At 36.1% G+C, this 17695-nt stretch carries 15 protein-coding genes; 12 read left to right on the plus strand and 3 right to left on the minus strand.

The window, feature by feature from the left end:
• Positions 1–48: 48 nt before the first annotated feature.
• Positions 49–1542, minus strand: a complete 1494-nt coding sequence (locus tag DCS95_RS07015; RefSeq protein ID WP_116770043.1) for a TrkH family potassium uptake protein — start codon at positions 1540–1542, stop codon at positions 49–51.
• A 1-nt stretch (position 1543) separates the two neighbouring features.
• Positions 1544–2893 (minus strand): Trk system potassium transporter TrkA, encoded by a 1350-nt coding sequence (trkA, locus tag DCS95_RS07020; RefSeq protein ID WP_058106049.1) that lies wholly within the window; start codon positions 2891–2893, stop codon positions 1544–1546.
• A 229-nt stretch (positions 2894–3122) separates the two neighbouring features.
• Between trkA and ubiE the strand changes: the two genes are divergently transcribed.
• Positions 3123–3860, plus strand: coding sequence for a bifunctional demethylmenaquinone methyltransferase/2-methoxy-6-polyprenyl-1,4-benzoquinol methylase UbiE (ubiE, locus tag DCS95_RS07025; protein WP_116770044.1), 738 nt, complete (start codon positions 3123–3125; stop codon positions 3858–3860).
• A 55-nt stretch (positions 3861–3915) separates the two neighbouring features.
• Positions 3916–4608, plus strand: coding sequence for a type IX secretion/gliding motility protein PorT/SprT (gene porT / locus DCS95_RS07030; RefSeq protein WP_116770191.1), 693 nt, complete (start codon positions 3916–3918; stop codon positions 4606–4608).
• 282 nt (positions 4609–4890) lie between these two features.
• On the opposite strand, the gene DCS95_RS07035 is transcribed toward porT, so the two are convergent.
• Positions 4891–5610, minus strand: a complete 720-nt coding sequence (locus tag DCS95_RS07035; protein ID WP_116770045.1) for a TrmH family RNA methyltransferase — start codon at positions 5608–5610, stop codon at positions 4891–4893.
• 54 nt (positions 5611–5664) lie between these two features.
• On the opposite strand from DCS95_RS07035, the gene tamL reads away from it, so the two are divergent.
• The 10 genes from tamL (at position 5665) to DCS95_RS07085 (ending at position 17505) form a co-directional block, all read left to right on the plus strand.
• Positions 5665–8229: a translocation and assembly module lipoprotein TamL gene (tamL, locus tag DCS95_RS07040; protein ID WP_244178400.1), complete on the plus strand. Its 2565-nt coding sequence runs from the start codon at positions 5665–5667 to the stop codon at positions 8227–8229.
• Between the two features lie 61 nt (positions 8230–8290).
• The gene (fbaA, locus tag DCS95_RS07045) at positions 8291–9358 is read left to right on the plus strand and encodes a class II fructose-bisphosphate aldolase (RefSeq protein ID WP_116770047.1); all 1068 of its coding nucleotides are present in this window, start codon (positions 8291–8293) and stop codon (positions 9356–9358) included.
• 28 nt (positions 9359–9386) lie between these two features.
• A complete protein-coding gene (gene accD, locus DCS95_RS07050) occupies positions 9387–10262 on the plus strand; it encodes an acetyl-CoA carboxylase, carboxyltransferase subunit beta (RefSeq protein ID WP_116770192.1) in 876 nt (291 codons plus the stop codon).
• A complete protein-coding gene (locus DCS95_RS07055; RefSeq protein WP_164674139.1) occupies positions 10259–10744 on the plus strand; it encodes a hypothetical protein in 486 nt (161 codons plus the stop codon). Before accD ends, DCS95_RS07055 begins: the two co-directional genes overlap by 4 nt.
• Before the next feature lie 96 nt (positions 10745–10840).
• Positions 10841–11110 carry a 30S ribosomal protein S15 gene (gene rpsO / locus DCS95_RS07060; protein ID WP_116770049.1) on the plus strand — a complete coding sequence of 90 codons (270 nt, stop codon included), beginning with the start codon at positions 10841–10843 and terminating at the stop codon, positions 11108–11110.
• A 210-nt stretch (positions 11111–11320) separates the two neighbouring features.
• The gene (locus DCS95_RS07065) at positions 11321–13537 is read left to right on the plus strand and encodes a polyribonucleotide nucleotidyltransferase (protein ID WP_116770050.1); all 2217 of its coding nucleotides are present in this window, start codon (positions 11321–11323) and stop codon (positions 13535–13537) included.
• A gap of 159 nt (positions 13538–13696) precedes the next feature.
• The gene (locus DCS95_RS07070) at positions 13697–14560 is read left to right on the plus strand and encodes a sigma-70 family RNA polymerase sigma factor (protein WP_058106041.1); all 864 of its coding nucleotides are present in this window, start codon (positions 13697–13699) and stop codon (positions 14558–14560) included.
• A gap of 253 nt (positions 14561–14813) precedes the next feature.
• Complete coding sequence (pulA, locus tag DCS95_RS07075) at positions 14814–16799, plus strand: type I pullulanase (RefSeq protein ID WP_164674140.1); 1986 nt, start codon at positions 14814–14816, stop codon at positions 16797–16799.
• Positions 16800–16828: 29 nt separating this feature from the next.
• On the plus strand, positions 16829–17053 hold the full coding sequence (locus DCS95_RS07080) for a VF530 family protein (protein WP_068482283.1): 225 nt from the start codon (positions 16829–16831) through the stop codon (positions 17051–17053).
• On the plus strand, positions 17053–17505 hold the full coding sequence (locus DCS95_RS07085; RefSeq protein ID WP_116770052.1) for a tRNA (cytidine(34)-2'-O)-methyltransferase: 453 nt from the start codon (positions 17053–17055) through the stop codon (positions 17503–17505). Before DCS95_RS07080 ends, DCS95_RS07085 begins: the two co-directional genes overlap by 1 nt.
• Positions 17506–17695 lie beyond the last annotated feature (190 nt).

The following is a 17695-nucleotide window of genomic DNA, read 5'->3' on the forward strand; positions in this document are numbered from 1 at the left end:
AAAGTCCCTTTAAATAAAGGGACTTTTTTATTCGTATAATTTTCTAATCTAGGTACTTTTCCAGAAATACGGTGTCAATAAAATTAGTACTGTAAACAATTCTAACCTACCTGCAAGCATTAAAAATCCGCACCACCATTTTGCCAGGTCTGGCAAACTATTAAAATTACTAACCGGGTTTAAACTACCTAAAGCCGGACCAACATTACCTAATGAAGATGCCGCCCCGCCAATTGCTGTTTCAAAATCTAAGCCCAAGAAACCTAAAATTAGAGCTCCAATTATAAACAATAACATATAGAGTACGAAAAAGCCAATTATATTATAGACAATTTTCTCTTTTACCGTTTTATCATTATAACGAACGGGGATTATTGCATTGGTATGTAAGGTTCGCTTAAACTCCAATACCCCATTTTTAATAATCAACAAGTGCCTCATTACCTTTATACCACCAGCCGTAGAACCTGCCGAACCACCTAAAAAGAAAAGTCCGAAGAAAAATACGGTCAAAAATGGTGTCCATTGTGTAAAATCGGCACTAACAAATCCTGTAGTAGTTATTACGGAGATAATTTGGAACAAGGAATGTCTTATTGCACTTTCAGCTTTACCCAACACCATAGGATAACCCGGAGTGAGTTCCGTTATATTAGCTTTAAAATATACCACCAATGCAACAATGATAGTAAATACAATTACAAAGCCTGTGTAATACCTAAACTCCTCGTCCTTTATTACTTTCTGAACCTTCCCTTTAAAAGCAAAATAACTTAATACAAAATTGCTACCTGCCAAAAACATAAAGAAAATGATGATATACTGAATCATTGGCTGATCGTTCCAATGGGCTACACTTGCATTTTTAGTTGAAAAACCACCTGTAGACAAGGTTGCCATTGCATGGTTTATAGCATCGAAGAAAGACATACCTGCCAACTGTAGAAGAATGGTTTCTGCTACAGTATAACCAAAATAAATAAGCCAAAGTCTTTTTGCAGTATCCGTAATCCTTGGGTGTAATTTATCACCTGTGGGTCCGGGGGCTTCTGCCGAAAATAGTTGCATACCACCTATACCTAACAACGGTAATATGGCAATTGCCAAAACAATAATTCCCATTCCGCCAATCCAATGGGTTAAGCTACGCCAAAAAAGTATTCCTTCTGGCATTGCCTCAATATCATCCATAATTGATGCACCTGTTGTGGTATATCCGGATATCGTTTCAAAAAAAGCATTGGTGACCGTAGGTAAAGCTCCAGAAAATAGATAAGGTAACATACCAGAAATGGACATGACTATCCATCCAAAAGTTACAATTATATATCCTTCTTTTTGCTTTACTTCTTTTTTATGACCCCTTGTGTAGTACATCATAAAAACACCAACAAACATTGTACAGATCGAAGCCAAAGCAATACTTAGTGTAGCCCCATCTTTATACAAGCCACTGACTACTGCTGCCAAAAGCATGAATCCACCATTACAAAGTAACAGCAGCCCCATGATATGAAATATGATTCTTAAGTTAAGCCTCATCTTAAAGGAACATTCGTTCTATTTTCGGAATTTCGGAAGGTAAACAACAAACCACTACCCTATCGCCTTCTTGTATGTTAAATCCACCCAGCGCAATATGCCCTACTCCGTCTCTTACCACACCACCGATAGTTGCGGCTTTAGGAAAGTCTAACTCACGAATAGTAGCACCGGTAACTTTAGAGTTTCTTTTTACGATGAACTCCAATATCTCCGCGTTTAAATTATTCAAACGCATTAATGCCACTACCTCACCTTTACGAATGTGCCTAAAAATATTGTTGGCCGCTAAAAGCTTCTTATTGATCAAAGTATCTATACCAATGGAATGTGATAGCTGAAAATAATCCATATTTTCGACTAAGGCGATGGTCTTCTTAATATACTTTGACTTTGCCACCAAACATGACATAATATTGGTTTCCGAGTTTCCGGTAACTGCAATAAATGCATCCATAGACTCTAAACTTTCTTCATCTAGCAATTCTACATTTCTTCCGTCACCATTAATAACAAGTGCATTTGGCAACTCATCGGCAAGATCAAAAGCTTTTTCCTTATTCTTTTCTATCAACTTGACGTTGAACTTATTGGCACAAAGATCCCTAGCAGTCTTATACCCTACTTTACTTCCACCAAGAATCATTACATTCTTAATTTCCGCTTTTTTCTTACCGGTTAGTTTATACAACTCATCTACACCTTCCTTTACCGTAATAAAGTATACTTGGTCACCTTCTTTAAAAACGGTATCACCACGTGGTATAACCGTATATTGGGTTCCAGTACGCTGTAGAGCTATTGGCATGAAGTGTAATTCGGGAAAAATCTTTGCCGCTTCTTTTACCATCTTACCTACAAATGGAGCTGATTTCAATAAAGAAACCCCAACCATTATCAATTCGCCCTCTTCAAACTCATAAGTATCGTTAAATGCAGATTTATTCAACAACATTTGAATTTCAGTAGCTGCCAAAGCTTCTGGCGATATCAATTCATCGATACCCAAATCTGAAAACCTAAGCAAATCTTTGTTCTTTATAAACTCGGTGTTCGAGATTCTTGCTATTGTTCGTTTACAACCCAATTGCTTCGCTAACATACATAACGTTAAATTGGTAGTTTCAGATGAAGTTACCGCAATAACAAGATCTGAGTTTTGCACTTGCGCATCGTTAAGTACAGCTATAGATGTGGCATCACCTTTTAGCACACGAATATCTAAGTGGTTATCTGCGTAGGCAAGACTCTCTTTTTTAGAATCGATTAAAGTAATATCCTGTGATTCATAGGATAGCAATTTGGCCAAATGAAAGCCTACTTCCCCAGCACCAGCAATTATAATCTTCATTTATCTTATTAGACCGCTAAATATCAAGCGCAAAATTTCTACTCTTAAACATTATAAATACTTAAAAGTAGTCTTGAAATCAATAGCAATTATTATGGGGCAAAATTACATAATTAAATTAGTTTATTCTTTATTTTCAATTCTTTAACCTATCAATGGTCAACCTTGGTGGTTAAAAAGGAGTTAAGCATTCACTATATCGTATATTTGCCAAAAAAATAGCAATAAAATGCCCCAAAAAGTTACGCCATACAAAGATTCTAACCTAGGTAAAAAAGAACAGGTTACTAAAATGTTCGACACCATATCTAAAAATTACGACGGATTAAATCGTGTAATTTCTTTTGGCATCGATATTAAATGGCGAAAAAAAGTGGTTGAAATTTTAAAAAAAGAACAACCTAACTCTATTTTAGATATTGCTACCGGTACAGGAGACTTAGCCATTGCCCTAACAAAAACAGGCGCCAAAAAAATCGTCGGTTTAGACATCTCACCTGGTATGCTAGAAGTTGGAAAGGAAAAGGTAACTAACAAAAATTTGGACAGCACCATTGAAATGGTCGTTGGCGATAGTGAAAACCTGGTTTTTGAAAACAATACTTTCGATGCCGTAACCGTATCTTTTGGAGTACGAAATTTTGAAACCCTAGAAACCGGTATGGCCGAAATTCTTAGAGTTTTAAAACCAAACGGCACTTTAGTTGTTCTAGAAACTTCTGTACCTACCAAGACACCCTACAAACAAGGCTATAGCTTTTACACGAAAAACATTCTTCCTTTAATTGGAAAAATATTCTCTAAAGATGATTCAGCTTATGGCTATTTGAGTGAATCTGCTTCAGTTTTTCCTCATGGAGAAAACTTCAACAATATTTTACGCGAAATTGGGTTTATAGATGTAACGAATAAACCTCAAACATTTGGGGTTGCATCAATTTATGTTGCAAAAAAAGGCAATCTATAAGATTCGCCGGTCTTTCAATATTTATTTGACGTTTTACAATCGTAAACCAGCATTTATGAAAAAGTGGTTTTTAGTGCCCCTAACGTTGTTGATAACGAATTTAATGAGCGCTCAATTTAATGAGAGCCCTATTTTGAATAAACAAAACGAAGATAAAAAACTCTTAAACTGGGGTTATTTCTTGGGTTTAAACCAATATGATTTTAAAATTGAATACAAGGAAAACGCTAGGGATATATTGGTAAGCAAAAGTTTTGGTTTTAATGTAGGATTGATAGGAGAATTGCGCCTAAACGAATTTTTTGATGTCCGTTTTGAACCGGGTTTGCATTACGGAACAAGATTAATGGGGTTTCCTGGTTTTGATGATGAACGAGATGCCATAAGAGAAATCAAGTCTACCTATATTAACTTTCCTGTCCTTATCAAAGCAAGCACACGCAGATTTGGAAACTTCAAACCCTTTTTGTTGGCAGGCGGCTCACGAAGTTTAAACCTGGGCAGTAACGAAGAAAGTCTAGACGACAATAGCTCTGGAACTTTTAGAATGAAAAAATGGGTGTACAACTATGAACTTGGCTTTGGTATAGATTTCTATTTAGAGTATTTTAAATTCACCCCTTCTATACGTGGTGTTTTTGCTCTTACAGACGAACTAGTGCCTGATCAAGATCCCAATAGCCCATGGACCGGTAATATTGAATCTCTGAAAACCCGAGGTATTTTTATCAACTTTACTTTTGAATAGCAATTAGCAATTAGCAATTAGCAATTAGCAATTAGCAATTAGCAATTAGCAATTAGCAATTAGCAATTAGCAATTAGCAATTAGCAATTAGCAATTAGCAATTAGCAATTAGCAATTAGCAATTAGCAATTAGCAAAAGATAAATTTTTCTATTCACAATACCTAGTTAATTTCTAATCACAAGCGAAATGCTTTGCTGTTATCAGCTCTGGTGGTTTTTAACTCAATATTTTCAATAATGGAAAAGTGTTCCTAAAACCTTTTGGAAAATATTTCGTTCAGCTACCTTCTAATTTCATGAAGTAAGATTGCCGTAGCAGAGGCTACGTTTAAACTTTCTGTAGTTTCTCCACCAAATTGCGGTATTGTCAATCTATCTGTACAGAGTTCTGCAATAGCATCTGAGACTCCTTTACCCTCGTTTCCCATTACCATAATTCCCTTTTCTGGCAACTTGGTCGTATTCACATTATCACCATCCATAAAAGTCCCGTAAATTGGTAATTGGGATGAACCTAAAAATGCATCAAGAGGCGTATATTGAATGTTTACCCGTGTGATAGACCCCATAGTCGCTTGCAATACTTTCGGGTTATAGCAATCTACCGTATCCGTAGAACAAATAATATCACTTATACCGAACCAATCGCATAATCTAATAATAGTTCCTAAATTGCCCGGATCCTGAACTCCGTCAAGCGCCAATACCCAATCAGAAGTAATATTTCCTGTTTGTTTAGGAATATAAAACACCCCAAGGTATCCGTTAGGATTCTTAAGTCCGCTCATTTGACTCAATTCTCTCGATGTTATTTTTATAACCTGAGTTCCTTCAACCTCTAAACCATCAGGATCAACGGCAAACAATTTGTATTGTTTCATGTTGGAATTCACTACTTCTTCCACCGTCTTTTTTCCTTCAACCACAAATAGTCCGTGCTCATTTCGGCACTTTTTTTGCTGTAGACTTTTGATAAGTTTCAATTCACTTTTGACAACCATTCAAATAATGTATTTTTGATTTCTATGAGGATGGCACTTTGCTCCAAAAACATCATGGCTAAAATAAGCTTATTATCCCTACTGGCAATAGTCTTGTTATCCTGTAACTCGCTAAAGAAGGTTGAGGATGATGAACTCTTGGTGATTAAAAATGCGATATATGCCGATTCCATCAAAGTAAACAACGAAGAATTGGAAAGTCTTGTTTATCAAAAACCCAATTCTACCGTACTCGGATTCCCTTTAAGATTAAACCTATACAATCTTGCCAAAGAGAATCCAGATTCTTCATACAACGCTTGGCTTTATAGAAAAGAGAATAGAAAAAAGAGACTTGACAAACTACTTTCTGAAAAACAAGTTGAACGCTTAGGTGAATCATTTTTGGTAAAAGGACTTAGTAATTGGTTAAAGGATATAGGAGAAAAACCCACTATTTTAGACACTACCAAAACACGATTAAGCTTAGCAAAACTTAGTGCTTATTACCAAAGTAAAGGGTATTTTACCAACAACACTACCTATGAAATTGATAGTGCTCGACACAAAAAAGCCAAAGTCAACTATCATATAGAATTGGGCGACCCATTTATGATAGACTCCCTTAGAAACAACATTTCATCTAAGGCTATAGATTCATTATACTTTTTAAATGCGGAAAACTCATTAATTAAAGAAGGGCAACAATTTGACCTATCTAATTTTAATGGAGAACGCGAACGACTAACGGGAATCTTCAGAAATAACGGAATTAGAAATTTTCAAGAAAGCTCAATTACATTCGACATTTTAAGAGATACCACAAGGGCATCCGACGATCAAAAAATGAACATTACCCTCAATATCGGTGACCTAAAGACCAGGGGAGAAAACGAAGTAACCACATCTGAATATAAGGTTGAAAAAATCAATAAAATCAATATTTATACCGATTACCTTTCTACCAATACACAAGATTCACTCTACACCATAGATTACCAAGACTACACTATTCACTACTCCAAAAATTTTGACATTAAGCCCAAGACATTGGCAAATGCCATATTTTTTAAAAAGGATAGTATTTACAGGGATGTAGACAAAATAAGAACCTCTAGACAATTGAATGCTTTAAACGTTTTTAAGTATCCAAACATTATTTTTGAGACAGATAGCTTGGGCAATGAGGTAAACACCAATATTTATTTAGCTCCAAAAACTAAATATTCATTGGGTACAAATTTTGAAGTAAGCCGCTCTAATTTACGCCGATTAGGTATTGGTCTGGGTACCACCCTTTTAATTAGAAATATATTTAAAGGAGCTGAAAATTTAAGTATTTCTGCAAATGGTTCATACGGTTTGCTAAGCAGTAATACTTTTGAAGCAAATTATTTCTCGGAATTTGGCGGAGACATATCTTTAGATTTTCCCAGAATATGGTTTCCTTTTATCAATACCTCTAAAATTATACCTAATTATACCTTGCCAAAAACCAGAATCGCCATTGGTACTAATTTTCAAAACAATATTGGTTTAGACAAGCAGACCTTTAATACCGTATTAGGCTACAATTGGGTGCCTAGTGATTTTGTAAACCACGAAGTTGAATTATTGAACATTCAGTTTGTTAGAAACGTAAACAGTAATCGCTTTTATAATGTTTATACCAACACCTATGAGCTTTTAGATGATATTGCAGATTCTTACGAAGATGCCACACTCTACCCAGAACTTGCAGAATATTTTGAAACCGGTGATAGCGACGATGAATTAAACTTAATTATACCCTCTGGTACTACAGGGTTTACGAATGCCGTACTCAATGAGGAGGTTAGCGCTACAACCGATGATTACGACGATGTAAACACAATTGAAGAAAGAAGAATTAGGCTTACCGAAAACAATTTAATTTTCGCTTCTAACTACACTTTCAATAAAACCAATAGAACAGGTATTCTTGATAATACTTTTTATCAATTTCGCTGGAAAATCGAAGGAGCCGGTAATGTACTTTCCGCATTCTCCACATTTATTCCGTTCAACAAAAATGATGATGATCAACTGTTGGTTTTCGGTGTACCCTTTTCCCAGTATATAAAAAATGAGTTTGAATATATTAAATACTGGGACCTTTCTCGATCAAACGTACTAGCGGCAAGGACATTTTTTGGTATTGCCATTCCTTATGGAAATTCTGACAACATTCCCTTTGTTCGTAGTTATTTTGGTGGGGGATCAAATGATAACCGGGCATGGTTTCCATATTCATTGGGACCCGGAAGCACATCGGCAGTTAACGATTTTAACGAGGCCAACTTAAAAATTGCTTTAAACCTAGAATATAGATTCCCCATTGCAGGCGATATCAACGGAGCTATTTTTGCCGATGCAGGAAACATATGGAATGTACTAGATAATGTAGAAGATCCAGATGCTACTTTTGACGGTCTTAAATCATTAAAAGATATTGCCTTGGGTACGGGCGTTGGACTCAGATATGATTTCACCTACTTCTTATTTCGATTAGATTTAGGTTTTAAAACCTACAACCCTGCTGAAATTCAGTCTAAACGATGGTTTAGAGATTATAATTTCGCAAACTCTGTTTTGCAAATTGGCATCAACTATCCTTTTTAAGTATAATTGTTTTATTACTTTTGTTTTTCATTTTTTAAAGAAACTAACATACCACATAATTATGGCTCACAACATAAAACCGGGAGTTGCTACCGGAGATGAAGTTCAAGCAATTTTCAACTACGCAAAAGAAAAAGGATTTGCACTACCTGCAGTTAACGTTATAGGGTCTGACACTATCAATGGTGTTCTAGAAACCGCTGCAAGTTTAAACGCTCCTGTTATTATACAATTCTCTAATGGTGGGGCTCAGTTCAATGCTGGTAAAGGTCTTTCTAACGACGGTCAACAAGCTGCTATTTTAGGTGCTGTTGCCGGTGCAAAACATGTACACCAATTAGCGGAAGCTTATGGAGCTACGGTAATTTTACATACAGACCACTGCGCTAAAAAACTTTTACCTTGGATCGATGGTCTTTTAGATGCCAGTGAAAAACATTTTAAGGAAACGGGCAAATCTTTGTTCAGCTCTCATATGATCGATCTTTCTGAAGAGCCTTTAGAAGAAAACATTGAAATCTGTAAAGGATATTTAAAGCGCATGAGCAAAATGAACATGACGTTAGAAATCGAATTAGGTATTACAGGTGGTGAAGAAGATGGTGTTGACAATTCTGATGTAGATGATTCTAAATTATATACACAACCAGAAGAGGTAGCCTACGCATACGAAGAGCTTTCTAAAGTAAGCCCTAGATTTACAATTGCCGCTGCATTTGGAAATGTTCATGGTGTATACAAGCCAGGTAACGTAAAATTGACCCCGAAAATCCTTTTAAACTCTCAAGAGTATATTTCTAAAAAATATGGTGTAAAAAACAATCATATTGATTTCGTTTTTCACGGTGGATCTGGTTCTACAGTAGAAGAAATCAGAGAGGGCATTAGCTACGGAGTTATAAAAATGAATATTGATACAGATTTACAGTACGCCTTTTTAGCAGGTGTTCGTGATTATGTTCAAGACAACAAAGATTATTTACAAGCTCAAATTGGTAACCCAAAAGGTGCCGATGAGCCTAACAAAAAATTCTACGACCCAAGAGTTTGGTTGAGAAAAGGGGAAATCTCTTTTATTGAGCGTTTGAAAAAAGCATTTGAAGATTTAAATAACGTTAATACGTTATAACATTTAGGATAACCAAAAAATGGATGAAATGACGGCTTGGTTTAAAAGAAAAGAAAAAGGTATTCAAACCTCTACCGAGGAAAAGAAAGACACACCTAAAGGCTTGTGGTACAAATCGCCCACTGGCAAAATTGTTGAGTCAGACGATCTTGCAAAAAACTTTTATGTTAGCCCCGAAGATGATTACCATGTAAGAATTGGTAGTAAAGAATACTTTGAAATTTTGTTCGATGACAATAAATTCACCGAACTTGACGAAAAGCTTTCTTCTAAAGACCCATTAAAATTTGAGGATACCAAAAAATATGGTGAGCGTTTAAAAGCCGCACAGAAAAAAACAGGATTGAAAGATGCTGTTAGAACTGGTTTTGGCAAGTCATATGGTAAAAACATAGTAATCTGCTGTATGGATTTTAAATTCATTGGTGGATCAATGGGTAGTGTAGTCGGCGAAAAGATTTCTCGCGGTATAGATTATGCCATTAAAAAGAAAGTTCCATTTATGATGATTTCAAAATCTGGTGGTGCTCGTATGATGGAAGCTGCACTTTCATTAATGCAATTGGCTAAAACGTCGGCTAAATTAGCTCAATTATCAGAGGCTGGTTTACCTTATATATCGCTTTGTACAGATCCAACAACCGGTGGTACCACTGCATCATATGCCATGTTAGGCGATATCAATATTGCTGAACCAGGAGCGTTAATAGGTTTTGCTGGACCAAGAATTGTAAAAGACACCACTGGTAAAGATTTACCGGAAGGTTTTCAGTCTTCAGAATTTTTATTGGAACACGGCTTTTTAGATTTTATTTCACATAGAAGGGATCTAAAGAAAAAAGTGAACTTATATATTGACTTAATTCAGAACAACCCCGTTAGAGCAGAAAAAGCAACAGCGTGAAACCATTAGTATTTACCATACTTTCGTTTTGGTTTTTATGCTGTTCTACAGATAAGGAAAAAATGCTCGCCGATGAATCAGATTCGGCGAGCATTTTTAATTTTGAAGCAAAGATTACCGATGTCAGTTTTTCTGGAGAACCTAATATCTATACCATCAGCACAACAATTTCGAGCCCTGATACAGGATGTGATCAATATGCCGATTGGTGGGAAATTTTAGATTTGGAGGGTAACTTAATTTACCGAAGAATTCTCACTCACAGTCATGTTGAGGAACAACCCTTTACAAGATCAGGTAACAAAATCACCCTAGCTAGTAGTACCGAGGTATATATTCGTGTTCACATGAACACTACAGGTTATTCATCTGCCGTGCAAAAAGGAACTATTGAAACAGGATTTTCTGCAGCAGAATTAAGCGCTGCATTTGCCAATGATTTAGAGAACCAACAACCGTTACCTACTGGGTGCACTTTTTAAATAAAATATAGAATAAACATTTCAAAAAAATCACTACCTTTGCGCCCTGATTGAAAAACAATCACATACATAAAAATCATTTAAAATAATATTGGAATGTATTTAACAAAAGAAGTAAAAGCCGAAATTTTTAAAAAATACGGCGGTAGTGCAGAAAACACTGGCTCTACAGAAGGACAAATTGCTTTGTTCACACACAGAATCAACCACTTGACCGGTCACTTGAAAAAAAATCACAAAGATTACAACACTGAGCGTTCACTTGTAAAATTGGTGGGTAAAAGAAGAAGTCTTTTAGATTACATGATTAAAAATGATATTGTAAAATACAGAGAGCTTATTAAAGAACTAGGTATTAGAAAATAATTTTTAAAAAGGGGATAGTTAACTATCCCCTTTTTTTAAGTACTCCATGCCTTAGGAGTTGAAGCCATGAATTTTGGTAAAGGCGAACAAAAAGCTACACACGGTTTTTCATTGGTCAACACAACAACACAACAACTCCGACCAGAGAAAATTTCAGTCGGAAAGACCATTGTTTAACAAATCTGCACGAGCAGGTTTTAATCGAATTTTATGATTCCAAAAGTATTTAAAGAGGTCATTGACCTTGGTGATGGTAGAGAAATCTCTATCGAAACCGGAAAATTGGCAAAACAGGCACACGGTTCTGTTGTTGTACAATCAGGAAAATGTATGTTATTATGTACAGTTGTTTCCAATTACAAACAAAGTGATGTGGACTTTCTTCCACTAACGGTAGATTACCGTGAAAAATTTGCTGCTGCTGGTCGTTACCCTGGTGGTTTCTTTAAAAGAGAAGCAAGACCAAGTGACGGTGAAGTTTTAACCATGCGTTTAGTGGATCGTGTATTACGTCCATTATTCCCAAAAGATTATCACTCTGAAACTCAGGTGATGATTCAATTAATGTCTCATGACGAAGACGTTATGCCAGATGCTATGGCAGGTTTAGCAGCTTCTGCAGCTATTCAATTATCAGATTTCCCTTTTGAATGCGCTATCTCTGAAGCTAGAGTTGGTCGTGTAAACGGTGAATTCATTATTAACCCAACTAGAGCTCAATTATTAGAATCTGACATTGATATGATGATCGGTGCTTCTGCTGATTCTGTAATGATGGTTGAAGGTGAAATGGATGAGATTTCTGAAGAAGAAATGACCGAAGCTATTAAGTTTGCCCATGAAGCTATTAAGGTTCAATGTGCTGCTCAAGTAAAGTTAGCTGAAGCTTTCGGTAAAAAAGAAGTACGTGAGTACGAGCCAGAACGTGAAGATGCTGACTTAGCTAAGAAAATTCACGACATGGCGTATGATAAAGTATATGCGGTTGCTCAAGCAGGTTCTGCAAAACATGAGCGTAGTGCTGCATTTGGTGAAATCAAGGAAGAAATTATCGCTTCTTTTTCTGAAGAAGAGCAAGCTGATTATGGCGGATTAATTTCTAAATACTACAGTAAAGCAGAAAAAGCCGCTGTACGTGACTTAACATTAAATGAAGGTTTAAGATTAGACGGTCGTAAGACTGACGAGATCAGACCTATTTGGTGTGAGGTTGACTACCTACCATCTACACACGGTTCTTCTATCTTTACTCGTGGAGAAACTCAAGCTTTAGCTACAGTTACCTTAGGTACAAGTAGAGAAGCAAACCAAATAGACATGCCATCTTTTGAAGGTGAAGAGCGTTTCTATTTACACTATAACTTCCCTCCTTTTTCAACAGGTGAAGCAAGACCTATTCGTGGAACATCTCGTAGAGAAGTTGGTCACGGTAACTTGGCTCAACGTGCATTGAAAGGAATGGTTCCTGAAGATTGTCCTTACACCGTACGTGTGGTTTCTGAGATTTTAGAATCTAACGGTTCTTCTTCAATGGCTACTGTTTGTGCTGGTACTATGGCAATGATGGATGCCGGTGTTCAATTGAAAAAACCTGTTTCCGGTATTGCAATGGGATTGATTACAGATACTGAGTCAGGTAAATATGCTGTTCTTTCCGATATCTTAGGTGATGAAGATCACTTAGGTGATATGGACTTTAAAGTAACCGGTACTGCCGATGGTATTACTGCTTGCCAAATGGATATTAAAGTAAAAGGTTTGTCTTATGAAATCTTGGTAAATGCTTTAAAACAAGCTCGCGAAGGTCGTTTACACATCTTAGGTAAAATAACTGAAACTATTTCTACTCCTAATACAGATGTTAAAGATCACGCTCCTACTATGGTTACGAGACGTATACCAAACGAATTTATTGGTGCATTGATCGGTCCTGGTGGAAAAGTAATTCAAGAATTGCAAAAAGAAACCGAGACGACTATCGTAATTAATGAAGATCCAGTTACCGAAGAAGGTATTGTTGAAGTACTAGGTGTTGGTAGCAAAGGTATTGATGCTGTAATGGCAAAAATTGATTCTTTATTGTTTAAGCCAGAAGTTGGTAGCGTTTACGAAGTAAAGGTTATCAAAATGCTTGATTTCGGTGCCGTTGTAGAATATATGGATGCGCCAGGAAACGAAGTATTACTTCACGTATCAGAATTGGCTTGGGAACGTACTGAAAATGTTTCTGATGTAGTTAATATGGGCGATGTATTCGATGTGAAATACTTTGGTATTGACAAACGTACACGTAAAGAAAAAGTTTCTCGTAAAGCACTTTTACCAAAACCAGAAGGTTTTGTTGAAAGACCACCACGTGATGACAAACGTAGAGATGACCGTCGTGGAAACGATCGTAATCGCGATAGAAAACCAAGAAGAGACTAACTCTTTGTAAGTATATTCTTAAAGCCTCGACTAATCAGTTGAGGCTTTTTTTATGCTATTCAACGGAAAAATGAACTTTTTTCTATTGAATTGTAACATTCGGAAGATTTTTACGTATAAGTATATGCAGTCTATGCAAATTGAACTTAATTTATTTTAATGAGACAGCTTAAGATTACAAAACAGGTCACCAATAGAGAGACCGCATCTTTGGACAAGTACTTACAAGAAATTGGAAAAGTAGACTTGATTACCGCTGATGAAGAAGTAGAGTTGGCACAACGCATCAAGGCAGGCGACCAGATCGCTCTTGAAAAACTTACCAAAGCCAACCTCAGATTCGTGGTGTCAGTTGCCAAGCAGTACCAAAACCAGGGACTTACTTTACCGGATTTGATTAACGAGGGAAACCTTGGTCTTATCAAAGCTGCACAGCGTTTTGACGAAACGCGAGGTTTTAAATTTATATCATACGCCGTATGGTGGATCCGTCAATCTATATTACAAGCTTTGGCAGAGCAATCTCGTATTGTTCGTTTGCCACTGAACAAAATTGGTTCTATAAACAAGATCAACAAAACTTTTGCCTTCTTAGAGCAAGCGCACGAAAGAATGCCTTCTCCAGAAGAAATTGCAAAAGAGTTGGATATGACCGTTGATGATGTAAAACAATCCTTGAAAAACTCAGGTAGACACGTATCTATGGATGCGCCTCTTATTGACGGTGAAGATTCTAACCTTTATGATGTACTTCGTAGTGGTGAGTCTCCAAATCCAGATAGAGAACTATTACATGAGTCTCTTCGTACAGAAATTGAGCGTGCTTTAGAAACTCTTACTCCTCGTGAGGCAGATGTTATTCGTTTATACTTTGGTCTTGCAGGTCAACATTCAATGACACTTGAAGAAATTGGTGAAACTTTTGATCTTACAAGAGAAAGAGTTCGTCAAATTAAAGAAAAAGCGATCAGAAGATTAAAGCATACTTCTAGAAGTAAAATATTAAAAACGTATTTGGGTTAAAAATTAAATGCGATAAAGCAATAAAATTACACGTTAATTTTTCCTTAAATTGGCAATATTGGCATATTAGTTGTAATTTTAACGGTAACAACAGTTTATCATGACTGTTCGTTTTTTGATTGATGAATAAACTCCGGCTGATTACCGGAGTTTTTTCATTTATAATAGTTTCATTATTATTTACTTAGCTACGAACAAACCTTGGCTACTTCCAAATATTCTTTGCTTATCTTAGAGCATCACTATGCTTTCTATGAAAAATATAGTACTAACGCTACTAGGTTTTATGTTGTTCAATTCATGCAATACCGACAATAAGTCAATTACAGACTACAATAATTATCCTACGCCCGTAAATGAAAACCTATGGCTTAAGTACAGCAAAGCCTCTACATCATTTAAGCTGTGGTCGCCAAATGCCGAAGAAGTTGTTTTAAGACTTTTCAAAACCGGCAATAACTCAGAACCATATGCGAACTATACCCTTACCAAAGAAAATAACGGTGTTTGGCAAATTGTCATAAATGAAGATTTAAACGGAATTTATTACACCTTTCAAGTAAAGGAGTCCAATAAATGGTTAGATCAAACACCAGGAATTTATGCAAAAGCGGTTGGGGTCAATGGCAAAAGAGCCATGGTTTTAGACATGAATAGCACTAACCCTATTGGATGGCAAAAAGATAAGTCGCCACATCTCAATCATCCAAATGAAGCTATTATCTATGAATTGCATGTTCGTGATATGACAATTCACCCTCAATCCGGTTCATACTATCCGGGTAAATATTTAGGCTTAACTGAAAAAGGTACCATTGGAAATAATAATGCATCCACAGGTATTGATCACTTAAAACAATTGGGTATTACACATGTGCATCTTTTACCCACTTTTGACCACTATTCCATTGATGAAACAAATTTAGATACCCCACAATTTAATTGGGGATATGACCCTAATAATTATAATGTTCCTGAAGGTTCATTTTCAACAGATCCTTTTAATGCTGAAGCCCGTATTAAAGAATTCAAACAAATGATCAAAGCGTTTCATAATAATGGTATTGGTGTTATTATGGATGTTGTTTATAACCATACAGGGAAAACAGATACTTCTAATTTTAATCTTGAAGTACCCGGTTACTACTACAGACATTGGGAAGATGGTTCGTATTCCGATGCTGCTGCCTGCGGTAATGAAACTGCATCAGAACGTAATATGATGCGTAAATTTATAATCGAATCGGTTACCTATTGGACCAAAGAATACCATATCGACGGATTTCGATTCGACCTCATGGGCATTCATGACATAGAAACCATGAACGAAATTGCAGATGCCGTATTAAACATAAATCCTGATGCTTTGCTATACGGAGAAGGATGGACGGCAAAAGATTCTCCGTTACCCGAAAAGAAAAGAGCCTTGAAAAAGCACATGCAACAACTACCAAAAATTGCGGCTTTTAATGATGATTTGCGAGACGGTTTAAAAGGCTCTGTCTTTGAGGACAAAAGCATAGGTTTCGTAAGTGGAGCTATGAACACAACAGAATCCATTAAATTCGGAATTGTTGGTGCTATTCAACATCCACAAATACATTACGATAGTGTTAATTATTCTGATGCCGCTTGGACTTTAGAGCCTTGGCAGTCTATAAACTATGTGTCTTGCCACGACAACCACACCCTTTTTGATAAATTACAAATATCAAGACCAAATGCGAATATGGAATCCTTGATAGCTATGGATAAATTGGCAAACGCCATAGTATTGACTTCCCAAGGTACGCCATTTCTACATGCCGGTTCAGAACTACTTCGCACCAAGTACGGTGAACATAATTCATACAACTTACCAGATAGCATTAACCAAATAAATTGGGAGTGGAAAAATAATCATAAACAGGTATTCGACTATTACAAAAACCTCATACGGTTAAGAAAAGAACACCCAGCATTTTATATGAGCAGCGCCAATGAAGTTAGAAAACATCTAAAATTTCAACAAAATAATGATAGCCTTGTCTCCTTTACCATTGAAGATCATGCCAACAATGATCATTGGAAAAACATTCTAGTAATCTACAATGCATCGAACCAAAATATTGATTATAACATTGAAGGTATTTGGTATAAAGCGGTTTCTGGTAGTACCTTTGACTTTGAAGGCTTACAAACATTAAAAGATACTATTGAAGTACCGGCACTGTCCATGTACATTGCTTTTCAGAAATAAAACTAGTTCTTAAAAAACAATCAATTCTAATGAGTTCAGATTCTCAACCTAACAATCCGCTTCACGGTGTAAAACTTGTGACCATTTTAGAAGAGCTTACCGAAAAATATTCATGGGAAGATTTAGCCGGGCAGGTTAATATCAATTGTTTTAAAAGCAACCCTTCAATAAAATCTAGTTTAAAGTTTTTACGCAGAACGCCCTGGGCAAGAGAAAAAGTAGAACACTTATACTTACAATCTTTTAAAAAATAATGGGCTTCAACATTGTACTTATTGAACCGGAAATTCCAAATAACACCGGTAACATTGGCAGGTTGGCACTTGGTACAGGTTCCACATTACACTTGGTTAAACCCTTTGGCTTTGAACTTACCGATAAACGTTTAAAAAGAGCTGGTTTAGATTATTGGCAACATCTAAATGTAATTATGTATGAAAATGTGGATGCTTTTTTTAAAGAACATCAAAACAAAAAAATGATCTTCTTTTCTGCTGCTGCCACAAAAAATCACTGGGAAATCGACTTCGAAGATGAAATGTTTTTGGTATTTGGAAAAGAATCTGTGGGGCTTCCAAAATCTTTATTAAAAAATAATATGGAAAACGCTGTAAAAATCCCTTTGTACAGTGAGCATATTAGAAGTCTTAATTTAGCAAATGCTGTTGCTATTTCCATTTATGAAGGTTTACGACAAATTCAGTAAATCACACTTAATATTACTACTTCAATTTACTTCCGCTTTATTTCATCCGAGTAATTTTAGGCATGCGTTTATTTATCCCGAATAAATAATTGACAAAAATAGCACTTGTTTTTAAGATTAACATAACGCAAAACCGCAATTAAAATACTTACCATATTTGAAGGCTTCCTAAGTCGTTAAAATTTTCTTA

This window comes from Maribacter litoralis (assembly GCF_003075045.1).
Lineage (GTDB): Bacteria > Bacteroidota > Bacteroidia > Flavobacteriales > Flavobacteriaceae > Maribacter > Maribacter litoralis.

Bases quoted from the DNA above. Each gene is read 5' to 3' on its own strand.
- rpsO (WP_116770049.1), top strand. From the start codon at position 10,841: ATGTATTTAACAAAAGAAGTAAAAGCCGAAATTTTTAAAAAATACGGC.
- DCS95_RS07015 (WP_116770043.1), bottom strand. From the start codon at position 1,542: ATGAGGCTTAACTTAAGAATCATATTTCATATCATGGGGCTGCTGTTA.
- pulA (WP_164674140.1), top strand. From the start codon at position 14,814: ATGAAAAATATAGTACTAACGCTACTAGGTTTTATGTTGTTCAATTCA.
- ubiE (WP_116770044.1), top strand. From the start codon at position 3,123: ATGCCCCAAAAAGTTACGCCATACAAAGATTCTAACCTAGGTAAAAAA.
- DCS95_RS07070 (WP_058106041.1), top strand. From the start codon at position 13,697: ATGAGACAGCTTAAGATTACAAAACAGGTCACCAATAGAGAGACCGCA.
- DCS95_RS07035 (WP_116770045.1), bottom strand. From the start codon at position 5,610: ATGGTTGTCAAAAGTGAATTGAAACTTATCAAAAGTCTACAGCAAAAA.
- tamL (WP_244178400.1), top strand. From the start codon at position 5,665: ATGGCTAAAATAAGCTTATTATCCCTACTGGCAATAGTCTTGTTATCC.
- DCS95_RS07080 (WP_068482283.1), top strand. From the start codon at position 16,829: ATGAGTTCAGATTCTCAACCTAACAATCCGCTTCACGGTGTAAAACTT.
- fbaA (WP_116770047.1), top strand. From the start codon at position 8,291: ATGGCTCACAACATAAAACCGGGAGTTGCTACCGGAGATGAAGTTCAA.
- porT (WP_116770191.1), top strand. From the start codon at position 3,916: ATGAAAAAGTGGTTTTTAGTGCCCCTAACGTTGTTGATAACGAATTTA.
- DCS95_RS07065 (WP_116770050.1), top strand. From the start codon at position 11,321: ATGATTCCAAAAGTATTTAAAGAGGTCATTGACCTTGGTGATGGTAGA.
- trkA (WP_058106049.1), bottom strand. From the start codon at position 2,893: ATGAAGATTATAATTGCTGGTGCTGGGGAAGTAGGCTTTCATTTGGCC.
- DCS95_RS07085 (WP_116770052.1), top strand. From the start codon at position 17,053: ATGGGCTTCAACATTGTACTTATTGAACCGGAAATTCCAAATAACACC.
- accD (WP_116770192.1), top strand. From the start codon at position 9,387: ATGACGGCTTGGTTTAAAAGAAAAGAAAAAGGTATTCAAACCTCTACC.